The following is a 12,605-nucleotide window of genomic DNA, read 5'->3' as shown; positions in this document are numbered from 1 at the left end:
ACCAAGGGAAACGGTTGCTCCCGAAACCCTTACGAGTGAGTCTCTCCCCGGATCACGGCGAGCACTCCATCCAATTCGTCCGGTTTCACGAGAACGTCACGCGCTTTGGACCCTTCGCTCGGGCCGACGATGTTCCGTGACTCCATCAGGTCCATCAGCCGGCCGGCCTTCGCAAAGCCCACGCGCAGCTTGCGCTGCAGCATGGACGTCGAGCCGAACTGAGTGGAGACGACCAGCTCGGCGGCCTGGCACAGCAGGTCGAGGTCGTCGCCGATGTCCTCGTCGATCTCCTTCTTCTGCTTGCTGCCGACCACGACGTCGTCACGGAAGACCGGGGCCATCTGATCCTTGCAGTGCTGGACGACCGCGGCGACCTCTGCCTCGGTGACGAAGGCACCCTGCATACGGGTCGGCTTGTTTGCCCCCATCGGCAGGAACAGCCCGTCGCCCTTGCCGATGAGCTTCTCCGCTCCCGGCTGGTCGAGGATGACCCGGCTGTCGGCGAGCGACGAGGTCGCGAACGCGAGCCGTGAGGGCACGTTCGCCTTGATCAGGCCGGTGACGACGTCGACCGAGGGGCGCTGGGTCGCCAGTACCAGATGGATGCCCGCCGCGCGCGCCAGCTGGGTGATGCGCACGATGGCGTCCTCGACGTCACGTGGGGCGACCATCATCAGGTCGGCGAGTTCGTCGACGATGACCAGCAGGTAGGGGTACGGCTGGAGCTCGCGCTCGCTGCCCTCGGGCGGCTTGACCTTGCCGTTGCGCACGGCCTGGTTGAAGTCGTCGATGTGGCGGTAGCCGAAGGCCGCGAGGTCGTCGTAGCGCAGGTCCATCTCGCGTACCACCCACTGCAGGGCCTCGGCGGCCCGCTTGGGGTTGGTGATGATCGGCGTGATCAGATGCGGGATGCCCTCGTACGCGGTCAGCTCGACCCGCTTGGGGTCGACGAGCACCATCCGGACGTCCTCCGGTGTCGCTCGTATCATCACCGACGTGATCAGGCAGTTGATGCACGAGGACTTGCCGGAACCGGTGGCGCCGGCGACCAGGACGTGCGGCATCTTGGCCAGGTTGGCCATCACATAGCCGCCCTCGACGTCCTTGCCGAGCGCGACGAGCATCGGGTGGTCGTCCTCGGCGGCGTCCGCGAGGCGCAGCACGTCTCCGAGGTTGACCATTTCCCGGTCGGTGTTGGGGATCTCGATGCCGACCGCGGACTTGCCGGGGATAGGCGAGATGATCCGCACGTCGGGGCTCGCGACCGCGTACGCGATGTTCTTGGTCAGGGCCGTGATGCGCTCGACCTTCACGGCCGGACCGAGCTCCACCTCGTAGCGGGTGACCGTCGGGCCACGGGTGAAGCCGGTGACGGCCGCGTCGACCTTGAACTCCATGAAGACGTTGGTCAGCGAGGCGACGACCGCGTCGTTGGCGGCGCTGCGCGTCTTGCCCGGGCCGCCGCGCTCCAGGAGGTCCAGCGAGGGCAGTGAATACGTGATGTCGCCCGACAGCTGCAGCTGCTCGGCGCGCGGCGGCAGAGGCTGGGAATCGTCGGGCGCCGGCTTGGTGAGGTCCGGTACGGAACCCTTGGCCGCCGGCTCCTGCGGCATCCGCCGGGAGTCCTGCGGCTTCGGCCCGGTGCCCTCCGGCTCGCGCGCGGTGGGCACCGGCGAGGCGACCCGCTGCCGGTCCGCGGTGACGTCGCGCGTGAGGTCGGCGACGAGCGGGGAGGGCGGCATGCCGTTCAGTACGGCTCCGTCGAGCGCGGCCGCCGCCGCGGCGGCGACGTCCACGGCGTCCATCTCGCGCCCCATGGCGGGCTGCACGGAGGGGCGGCGCGGGCGCTTGCGCCGTTCGAGCGCCTCCTGCTCGGGGAGGTCCGGGCCGTAGGCGTCGGCGGGCTCGTCACGGCGGCGCGGAGAGGAACGGCGCGGACGGCCGGGCAGGGACTCCCGCCACTGTTCGTCGTAGCGCTCCTCGTCCTCGGTGCCGTCGATGCCGCTCTCGCGCTCGGCGTCGACGAGGCCGAGCTTGGAGCCGAGCAGGCGCAGCCGCTGCGGGATGGCGTTGACAGGAGTCGCGGTGACGACGAGCAGGCCGAAGACGGTGAGCAGCACCAGCAGGGGGACCGCGAGCACCTCGCCCATCATGAAGATCAGCGGCTTGGACGCCACCCAGCCGATCAGTCCTCCGGCATCCTGCATGGCCTCGGTGCCTTCGTCGCGGCCGGGCGAGCCGCAGGCGATGTGGACCTGGCCGAGTACACCGATGACGAGAGCGGACAGGCCGATCACGATCCGGCCGTTGGCCTCGGGCTTCTCGGGATACAGGATCAGGCGCACGGCGATCGCGCCGAGCAGCAGCGGTGCGAGCAGGTCGAGGCGTCCGAAGGCGCCGGTCACCAGCATCTCGACGAGATCGCCGACGGGCCCGCGGAGGTTCGACCAGGTGCCGGCCGCGACGACGAGCGCGAGGCCCAGCAGCAGCAGCGCGAGGCCGTCCTTGCGGTGCGCCGGGTCAAGTCCCTTGGCGCCGCGCCCTATCCCGCGGAACATCGCGCCCACCGTGTGCGCCAGACCGAGCCAGAGGGCCCGCGCGAGCCGGTACACGCCCCCGGTGGGGGACGGTGCCGGCTTCGGGGCGGCCGTCTTCTTGGCCGCGGCCTTCTTCGCGGGCGCCTTTTTCGCGGGTGCGGACTTCTTCCCGACGGTCTTCTTGGCGGGCACCGCCTTCTTCGCTGCGTCGGTCGTACGGCCGGCGCGCGGCTTCGCGGTGCCCGCCGTGCCCTGGGAACCCTTGCCGGACGTACGTGAGGCCATGGTGCTGAGGTTACCGGTGACGACGGCAGCGGACACGTGTGCCCACCGCTTCACCCGTTCGTGTCGCGCATGACGGGGCAGGAAACTGACGCCTTTTCAGGACGCTGACCGCCCCTCCGCCGAACCGCGGACGGCTCAGCTCTGGGAGGGCAGCGTCGGGGCACCCCCGCCGGTGCCGGGCTCCAGTGCGTCGAGGGCACGGCGAAGACCGGTGAGTTTGCGCTCGAGGTGGGCCGCGGTCGCCACCGCCGCCGCGTCGGCGGAATCGTCGTCGAGCTGCTTGGAGAGCGCTTCGGCCTGCTCCTCAACTGCCGCGAGCCTCGCGGACAGTTCCGCCAGCAGGCCGGCGGGCTCACGGCTGCCGCCCGCGTCGCCCTGGCCGGTGCCCTCCAGCTGGAGGCGCAGCAGAGCCGCCTGCTCACGCAGTTGGCAGTTCTTCATGTAGAGCTCGACGAACACCGACACCTTGGCGCGCAGCACCCAGGGGTCGAACGGCTTGGAGATGTAGTCGACGGCCCCTGCCGCGTAACCCCGGAAGGTGTGGTGGGGTCCGTGGTTGATCGCCGTGAGGAAGATGATCGGGATGTCGCGGGTCCGCTCACGCCGCTTGATGTGTGCGGCGGTCTCGAACCCGTCCATGCCCGGCATCTGGACATCCAGCAGAATGACCGCGAAATCGTCTGTCAGCAGCGCCTTGAGCGCTTCCTCCCCTGACGATGCCCGCACCAGTGTCTGATCCAGCGCGGAGAGGATGGCCTCCAACGCGAGCAGATTCTCCGGCCGGTCATCGACCAGGAGGATCTTGGCCTTCTGCACCATGCCCCGTCCTCCTCGCCCCGGCATGGGGTCTCTCCGGCTCACAGAGCCGGAGGACGCACCGGGCGCCGCCCCAGGGGACGACTCCCTTGCGTCGCCCGTCCTTGTGCCGGTCATCGTAGCCGCACCCCGCCCGTCGCCACACCCTGTCACCGTGATGTCACTGTGCACGTACCGAAAACGTGGGGGGAGACCGGATAGTTCCCCGTAGACGCCAACCCCACACACTTTCGGACGGGATCGATCAGCGACAGGACGCGACGCGGGCGGCGCCCGCTCACCTCGCGTGCATCCACTGCTCCATCACGGCGAGGAGATGATCGGGATCGACCGGCTTGGTCACATAGTCCGAAGCGCCGGACTCGATGGCCTTCTCCCGGTCCCCCTTCATCGCCTTCGCGGTCAGGGCGATGATCGGCAGCCCCGCGAACTGCGGCATCCTGCGGATCGCCGTCGTCGTCGCATAGCCGTCCATCTCCGGCATCATGATGTCCATCAGCACGACCGTCACATCGTCGTGCTGCTCCAGGACTTCGATGCCCTCCCGGCCGTTCTCCGCATACAGCACCGACAGACCGTGCTGCTCCAGCACGCTCGTCAGCGCGAAGACGTTGCGGATGTCGTCGTCGACGATCAACACCTTCTCGCCGTCGAACGCGAACACCCGCCGCTCCTCGGCCCCCTCCTGACCGGCGCTCACGTCGGCCCACGGCTCCAGGCCCTGCGTCTGGCCGGGCAGCGTCTGCTGCCCGTTCCTCGCAGCCAGGGCCTTGCGGCGCCGGCGCAGCAGCGCCGCGGGCCCCACCTGGGCTCCGGCAGGCCGAGGGGATGCGGCCGGCGCCTGCATGCCCTCCACCGCGGCCGGCTCCTCACTCCGGTCGTCACCCGTACCGGGCGCGAGCTGCGGGTACCCGTGCGGCGGCAGCTCGCTCGGATACAGCGGCAGATACAGGGTGAACGTGGAGCCGCGGCCCGGCTCGCTCGCCGCGTGGATCTCGCCGCCCAGCAGCCGCGCGATCTCCCGGCTGATCGACAGCCCCAGTCCCGTACCGCCGTACTTCCGGCTGGTCGTCCCGTCCGCCTGCTTGAACGCCTCGAAGATCACCCGCATCTTGCCGGCCGCGATCCCGATACCGGTGTCCGTCACCGAGAAGGCGATCAGATCCGCGTCCGCGTCCCGCAGCGAACCGGCCTCCAGCAGTTGCTCCCTGATGGACTGCGGCACATCGGCGCCCGCCGGCCGGATCACCAGCTCGACCGCGCCGCTGTCGGTGAACTTCACCGCGTTCGACAGGAGGTTGCGCAGCACCTGCAGCAGCCGCTGCTCGTCGGTGTGCAGCGTCGCCGGCAGCTCCGGGGAGACCCGGACCGAGAAGTCGAGCCCCTTCTCCGCCGTCAGGGGCCTGAACGTCGCCTCGACGTAGTCCACGAGCTGCACCAGCGCGATACGCGTCGGGCTGACGTCCATCTTGCCCGCCTCGACCTTCGACAGATCGAGGATGTCGTTGATCAGCTGCAGCAGATCGGAACCGGCGCCGTGGATCGTCTCCGCGAACTCGACCTGCTTCGGCGACAGATTCCCCTCGGCGTTGTCGGCGAGCAACTTGGCGAGGATCAGCAGCGAGTTCAGCGGCGTCCGCAGCTCGTGCGACATGTTCGCCAGAAACTCCGACTTGTAGCGCATGGAGACCGCGAGCTGCTCCGCCCGTTCCTCCAGCACCTGCCGCGCCTCTTCGATCTCGGTGTTCTTCACCTCGATGTCGCGGTTCTGCTGGGCCAGCAGCTCGGCCTTCTCCTCCAGCTCCGCGTTGGACGCCTGGAGGGCCTTCTGCCTGTTCTCCAGCTCGGCGGAACGCTCACGCAGCTGTTCGGTGAGCTCCTGCGACTGCTTCAGCAGCACCTCGGTCTTGGTGTTGACGCTGATCGTGTTGACGCTCGTGGCGATCATCTCGGCGATCTGGTTCAGGAAGTCCCGCTGGATCTGCGTGAACGGCTGGAACGACGCCAGCTCGATGACACCGAGGACCTTCCCCTCGAACAGCACCGGCAGAACGATCACATACGCCGGTGACGCCTCACCGAGCCCCGAGGAGATCTTCAGATAACCCGGCGGCACATTGACCTGGATCGTCCGCTTCTCCTCCGCCGCCGTACCGATCAGCGTCTCCCCCGGCCGGAACGACGTCGGCATCAGACCCGCCGAGTAGCCGTAGCTGCCGCGCATGACCAGCTCGTACGACTCACCTCCGCCCGACACGTCCGGGCCACCGCCCGTCGGCATCGCCAGGAAGAACGCACCGTGCTGCGCCGAGACCACCGGAGTGAGCTCGCTCATGATCAGCGAGGCGACGTCGTCCAGATCGCGCCGGCCCTGCATCAGACCGGAGATACGGGCCAGGTTGCCCTTCAGCCAGTCCTGCTCCTCGTTGGCGAGGGTGGTGTCGCGCAGATTAGCGATCATCGTGTTGATGTTGTCCTGGAGGACCTGGATCTCCCCCGCCGCGTCCACGTCGATCTTCAGATTCAGATCGCCGCGGGTGACCGCGGTCGCGACGGCCGCGATGGCACGCACCTGCCGGGTCAGGTTCCCGGCCATCTCGTTCACCGACTCGGTCAGATCGCGCCAGGTGCCGTCCACATCGCGCACCCGCGCCTGACCGCCCAGCTGCCCGTCTGTGCCCACCTCGCGGGCCACGCGCGTGACCTCCTCGGCGAACGACGACAGCTGGTCGACCATCGTGTTGATCGTCGTCTTCAGCTCCAGGATCTCGCCCCGCGCGTCGATGTCGATCTTGCGGGTCAGATCGCCCTTCGCGATCGCGGTGGTGACCGTGGCGATCTGCCGCACCTGACCGGTGAGGTTGGAGGCCATGGAATTCACCGACTCGGTGAGGTCCTTCCAGGTGCCCGAGACGCCCGGCACATGCGCCTGACCGCCCAGCCGCCCGTCCGTGCCCACCTCTCGGGCCACCCGGGTCACTTCGTCGGCGAAGGACGACAGCGTCCGCACCATGGTGTTGACCGTGTCCGCCAGCTCGGCCACCTCACCGCGCGCCTCGACCGTCACATTCTTGGTCAGGTCACCGTTGGCGACCGCGGAGGAGACGCGGGCGATGTTGCGCACCTGGTTGGTCAGGTTGTTGGCCATGAGGTTGACGTTGTCGCTGAGGTCCTTCCAGATGCCGGTGACACCGCGCACCCGCGCCTGGCCGCCCAGCACACCTTCCGTACCCACCTCGCGGGCGACCCTCGTCACCTCGTCGGCGAAGTCCGACAGCTGGTCCACCATCGTGTTGACGGTCGTCACCAGCTCCAGGATCTCGCCCTTGGCGTCGACGGTGATCTTCTTCGACAGATCGCCCTTGGCGACCGCGGTCGTGACCTCGGCGATGTTGCGCACCTGACTGGTGAGGTTGTTCGCCATGAAGTTGACGGACTGGGTGAGGTCCTTCCAGGTGCCGGAGACACCCTGTACCTCCGCCTGGCCGCCGAGGATGCCCTCGGTGCCCACCTCGCGGGCCACCCTCGTCACCTGCTCGGCGAAGTTCGACAGCTGGTCGACCATCGTGTTGAGCGTGTTCTTCAGCTCCAGGATCTCGCCCCGGGCATCCACGTCGATCTTCTGCGACAGATCACCGCGCGCCACCGCCGTGGCGACCTGCGCGATGTTGCGCACCTGGCCCGTGAGGTTCTCGGCCATGCCGTTCACCGAGTCCGTCAGGTCGCGCCACACACCGGCGACGCCCGGCACCTGCGCCTGGCCGCCCAGCCGCCCGTCGGTGCCAACCTCACGGGCCACCCGGGTCACCTGCTCGGCGAACGCGGAGAGCTGGTCGACCATCGTGTTGATGGTGTTCTTCAGCTCCAGGATCTCGCCGCGCGCGTCCACGTCGATCTTCTGCGACAGATCACCGCGCGCCACCGCCGTCGTCACCTGGGCGATCTGGCGTACCTGGGACGTCAGGTTGCCGGCCATGAAGTTGACGGAGTCCGTCAGCTCCTTCCACGTACCGCTGACGCCGTCGACCCGCGCCTGACCGCCGAGGCGGCCCTCGGTGCCCACGTCCCGCGCCATCCGCGTCACCTGGTCGGCGAACGAGGACAGCTGCGCCACCATCGTGTTGACGGTGTTCTTGAGCTCCAGCATCTCGCCCGCGACGTCGACCGTGACCTTTTGCGACAGGTCACCGTTCGCCACCGCAGTCGTCACCTGGGCGATGTCCCTCACCTGGCCGGTGAGGTTGCGGAACGCGGTGTTCACCGAATCGGTGAGGTCCTTCCACGTACCCGCCGCACCCGGCACCTCGGCCTGACCGCCCAGCCGGCCCTCGACGCCGACCTCCCGTGCCACCCGGGTCACCTCGGAACCGAACGACTGCAGCTGGTCCACCATGGTGTTCACGGTGTTCTTCAGCTCGAGCATCTCGCCCGCGACGTCGACCGTGACCTTCTGCGACAGGTCACCGTTCGCCACCGCAGTCGTCACCTGCGCGATGTCCCTCACCTGGGTGGTCAGGTTCCGGAAGACGGTGTTCACCGAATCGGTGAGGTCCTTCCACGTACCCGCCGCACCCGGCACCTGCGCCTGGCCGCCGAGCAGACCCTCCGCACCGACCTCACTGGCCACACGCGTGACCTCGTCGGCGAACGTCCGCAGCGTCTCGGTCATCTGGTTGATCGTCTCGGCGAGCTGCGCCACCTCGCCGCGTGCGCTCACCGTGACCTTCTGCGACAGATCGCCGTTCGCGACGGCCGTCGTCACCTCGGCGATGCCCCGCACCTGGGAGGTCAGGTTGCCGGCCATCGTGTTCACCGAATCGGTGAGGTCCTTCCACACGCCGGCCACACCGGGAACAGTCGCCTGGCCGCCCAGCTCGCCTTCCGTGCCCACCTCCCGGGCGACCCTCGTCACCTCGGAGGAGAACGACTGCAGCTGGTCCACCATCGTGTTGACGGTGTTCTTCAGCTCCAGCATCTCTCCCGCCACATGGACGGTCACCTTCTGCGACAGATCGCCCTTGGCGACGGCCGTCGTGACGAGGGCGATGTCCCGCACCTGAGCCGTCAACCGGTACGCCATGGTGTTGACCGAATCCGTGAGGTCCTTCCACGAACCCGACATTCCGCGCACCTGGGCCTGGCCGCCGAGCTTGCCCTCGGTACCGACCTCCAGCGCGACCCGGGTCACTTCGTCGGTGAACGCGGACAGCTGGTCCACCAAGCTGTTCACCGTACGCGCGACCTTCAGGAACTCGCCCCGCAGCGGCCGCACCGTGCCGTCCTGGCCGTCCGTCGAGTGCGAGCGCAGCTCCATGCGCTGGTCCAGATCACCCTCGGCGACCGCCGACAGCACCCGGCCGACCTCGGAGACGGGCCGCGCGAGATCGTCCACCAGCTCGTTCGAGGCGTCGATGGCCGTAGCCCACGAGCCCTCGCAGGCCCCGGTCTCCAGCCGCTCCGTGAGCTTTCCCTCGCGCCCGACCATGCGGCGGACCCGGGCGATCTCGCCCGTGAGATGCAGATTGCGGTCGGCGACCTCGTTGAAGACCGCCGCGATCTCGGCCATGACGCCGTCGCCGGACACGGTCAAGCGGCGCCGGAAGTTCCCGTCCCGCATCGCCACCAGCGCCGACTTCAGCCTGTTCAGGGCCGCTGTGTCGACTTCGGTTGTCCCATTGCTCCGGGACCGTCCGCCTTTCGCGCGCGTATCCTTGCCACGCGCCGCCACGCCAGACTCCACCGTGTCCCTCCCGCAGGGGTTGACCGTACTGCCCGGGCCTACTCAGCAGCCTGCCCAGTGTTTCACCATGCCGGAACCAGGCCATAACAGTTCGGCAGCTTCGCATAGCGTCCCCACCCCCGGAGGGCGGAAACAGCCTCGACCGGCATCCGCTCGGACAGCGAAGGTAAGTAACCTGGCGTCCGGCTGTCCAACCGCCCCGGTCCGCCCGGCGGGGGCGGTGCGGTGCAATCCACGACCACCGGGCACGGGGAGGGGCAAGCCGACCATGGCAGAGCCGGGCGTCGAGACGCGTACGAGGAGTTCTGTGATCACCGCGCGGGCGGCCGCCAGCTTCGACCCCATCGGGCGGTCCGTCGCGACCGCCCGTGCCTTTGTCCGCGACACCCTCCAGGGCTGGGGGTACTCGGACGTCGTCGACGACGCCGTGGTCCTCACCAGCGAGCTGGTCACCAACGCCGTCATCCACGCGGGCACCTCGGCCGACGTCCTGTGCCTGCGCAGTGAGGACGGTGTGCGGATCGAGGTCGCCGACCGCTACCCCGAGCGCGAGATCCCCATTCAGGGCACCGGTCTTCCGCTCGGCAACCCCGACCGGGAGAACGGACGCGGACTGCTGCTGTGCGCGGCACTCGCCTCCCGCTGGGGTGTCGAGTACACGCCCACGCACAAGCAGGTCTGGTTCCAACTGGACCTTCCGCAGCGTCCGGTGGGCACCCGCTCGGCGGGCCCCGCCCTCCCCACGGCCATGCTCCCCGTCGCCGACGAGCGGATGCGCGTGGCCGTCATCCAGATCGACCGCAGCGGCACGATCGTCGTATGGAACGAGGACGCCGAGCGGCTCTTCGGCTACCCGGCCGAGCAGGTCATGGGCAAACCGCTCACCGACTTCGCCGCCTGGCCGCACACGCCCGGCATCGGCACAGGCATCGCCGAGGCACTGCAGCTCTCCCGCTGGGAAGGCAGTTACGGCATCCGCGGGGCGGACGGCCGCGTCGTCCCCGTTTACGCCTCCCACCTCCGGGTACGCGACAGGAACGGCGAGCCGTCCACGGTCTGTCTCCTCGTACGCGACGAGGAACGGGCCGTTCTGCAGTCCCCGCAGCGCGCGCCCGTCTCCGACCACGGCGCGGAGAGCCGCGCCACCGACCCGTTCGAGGTCTTCATCGGCTCGCCCGCGCCGGACGATCTCGACGGCCTGCTCCAGCGCACGGTCGAACGGGCCCGCGACATGCTCGACGGCGACGCCGCCTTCCTGCTGCTCGCCACGGACGACGAGACCGAGTTGGAGGTACGCGCCACCACCGGACTCCCCTCGGCCCGCCAGCGGTTCGCCCGCGTCCCGGTCGAGGCCGGCACCGGCCGTTACGGCTCGGCTCGAATGCCCGCCGTCCACGAGGACCTCACCGCCGTCCCCGGCGCCGTACCGCTCCTCAACTCCACCGGCATGCGATCGGTGGTCACCGTCCCGCTCAAGGTCGAGGGCCGGCTCACCGGCTCCCTCGGCGTGGCCGCCGAATCCGCCGGACGCTACTCCAACGAAGAGGCCCTGCGGCTGCAGTTCGCCGCCGACCGCATCGCGCTGGCCGTCGAGTCGGCCCGCCTCGGCGAACTGGAACGGCTCCGACGCGGCTCCCTGTCCTTCCTCGTCGAGGCGTCGGATCTGCTCGCGGGCACGCTGGACCGCGACCAGACCCTGGCCCTGATGGCCCAGATGACGGTCCCCACCCTCGCCACCTGGTGCGCGGTCTACACGATCGCCGACCAGTCCTCCGAGCCGTACCTCAGCTATGTGCTCCACGAGGACGAGGACCGCATCGACGGCCTCAAGGCGCTTCTGTCCAGGATCGATCCGCCGGACCCTGTACCGACCCCGGGCGCCCGGGTGTGGAACGCACCGGCGGAGACCGCACAGCGCGCCGCTCTGCTCGCCTCCAAGCGGGAACTGGGCCTCGGCTCCAGCCCGCCGGTCTCCTCCGGTATCGGCGTGACGCTCGCGACGGCGGCGGCGGTCGGCGGGGAGACGGTTGTTCTCCCGCTCGTCGCGCGGAACCGCGTGATCGGCATGCTGACGCTCGGCAAGCCGTCCGACGACCACTTCCGCCAGGAGATCCTGGAACTGGCCGAGGACCTCTCGCGCCGGGCCGCTCTCGCCCTCGACAACGCCCGCCTCTACTCCGAGCGCGTGGCGATCAGCCAGTCCCTCCAGCGCAGCCTGCTCCCACCGGACATGCCGCAGATCCCCGGCGTCGAGGTCGAGGTCGTCTACCGTGCCGCCGGCGAGGGCAACGAGGTGGGCGGGGACTTCTACGACCTGTTCCCCATCCGGGACGGCGCATACGGCTTCGCCATCGGCGATGTCTGCGGTACGGGACCGGAAGCGGCGGCCGTCACCGGCCTCGCCCGCCACGCCCTGCGTCTGCTGGCCCGTGAGGGCTTCGGTGGCCCCGCGGTGCTCGAGCGGCTCAACGCCGCCATCCTCGACGAGGGCGCCCGCAGCCGATTCCTCACACTGCTGTACGGGGAGTTGTGGCCGCAGGAGGACGGCAGCGCGGTGCTCAAGGTGGTGTGTGCCGGTCACCCGCTGCCGCTGCGCCTGCGTCAGGACGGCTCCGTGGAACCGGCGGCGGACCCACAACCCCTGCTTGGCGTGATGGACGACCTGGAGCTCTACGAGCAGGTCGTCACCCTGGACCCCGGCGATGTCCTGCTGTGCGTCACGGACGGCGTCACCGAACGCCGCGAGGGCCCGCGCATGCTGGGCGACGACGGTCTCGCCGATGTGTTCAGGACCTGCACGGGCCTGACGGCGGGAGCGGTGGCCGCCCGGGTGCTGCGGGCGGTCGAACGCTTCGCCGCGGAGCCCGCCTCGGACGACATGGCGATCCTGGCCATGCGCGTGCACGAGCCCCATAAGAGCTGACAAAGGAAGAAGGCCCCCCGCCGGTTGGGCGGGGGGCCTTCTTGCGTTACCGAGCCCCCAAACGGAATCGAACCGTTGACCTTCTCCTTACCATGGAGACGCTCTACCGACTGAGCTATAGGGCCTGTTGCTTCCGCGGTGTCCGCGCGGCAACGAGATGAAGCATAGCCCATCCGTACGGGCGTTTCCAAAACGCCCGTACGCCGGCGCGACCCGTGCTTCAGGAGGGACGCCGGAACGCAAAAAAGCCTCAACCCCCGGACCGAGTCCGGGGGTTGAGGCTCAATGATTGTTCGGCGGCGTC

The 12,605-nt window shown here is 69.1% G+C and carries 4 protein-coding genes and 1 tRNA gene; 1 reads left to right on the top strand and 4 read right to left on the bottom strand.

What is annotated here, in order from left to right; genetic code table 11:
* Positions 1 to 29: 29 nt before the first annotated feature.
* From J7E88_RS00065 to J7E88_RS00055, 3 genes are all read right to left on the bottom strand, one after another.
* Complete coding sequence (locus J7E88_RS00065; RefSeq protein WP_215175926.1) at positions 30 to 2,822, bottom strand: DNA translocase FtsK; 2,793 nt, start codon at positions 2,820 to 2,822, stop codon at positions 30 to 32.
* 135 nt (positions 2,823 to 2,957) lie between these two features.
* On the bottom strand, positions 2,958 to 3,641 hold the full coding sequence (locus J7E88_RS00060; protein ID WP_215175925.1) for a two-component system response regulator: 684 nt from the start codon (positions 3,639 to 3,641) through the stop codon (positions 2,958 to 2,960).
* A gap of 274 nt (positions 3,642 to 3,915) precedes the next feature.
* The gene (locus tag J7E88_RS00055) at positions 3,916 to 9,378 is read right to left on the bottom strand and encodes a HAMP domain-containing protein (RefSeq protein WP_308307194.1); all 5,463 of its coding nucleotides are present in this window, start codon (positions 9,376 to 9,378) and stop codon (positions 3,916 to 3,918) included.
* Between the two features lie 268 nt (positions 9,379 to 9,646).
* On the opposite strand from J7E88_RS00055, the gene J7E88_RS00050 reads away from it, so the two are divergent.
* On the top strand, positions 9,647 to 12,301 hold the full coding sequence (locus J7E88_RS00050; protein ID WP_215175923.1) for a SpoIIE family protein phosphatase: 2,655 nt from the start codon (positions 9,647 to 9,649) through the stop codon (positions 12,299 to 12,301).
* A 52-nt stretch (positions 12,302 to 12,353) separates the two neighbouring features.
* Here the strand turns inward: J7E88_RS00050 and J7E88_RS00045 are convergent.
* Positions 12,354 to 12,426 (bottom strand) — tRNA-Thr (locus J7E88_RS00045).
* Positions 12,427 to 12,605: the final 179 nt, after the last annotated feature.

Source organism: Streptomyces sp. ISL-10 (genome assembly GCF_018614575.1).
Taxonomy (GTDB): domain Bacteria; phylum Actinomycetota; class Actinomycetes; order Streptomycetales; family Streptomycetaceae; genus Streptomyces.
The sequence above is the reverse complement of the archived record's forward strand: the minus strand, read 5'-3'. Positions and strand labels throughout refer to the sequence as shown.

What these genes read in the sequence shown, in the direction of transcription:
- J7E88_RS00065 (WP_215175926.1), bottom strand. Translation starts at nt 2,822, where the DNA reads ATGGCCTCACGTACGTCCGGCAAGGGTTCCCAGGGCACGGCGGGCACC.
- J7E88_RS00060 (WP_215175925.1), bottom strand. Translation starts at nt 3,641, where the DNA reads ATGGTGCAGAAGGCCAAGATCCTCCTGGTCGATGACCGGCCGGAGAAT.
- J7E88_RS00050 (WP_215175923.1), top strand. Translation starts at nt 9,647, where the DNA reads ATGGCAGAGCCGGGCGTCGAGACGCGTACGAGGAGTTCTGTGATCACC.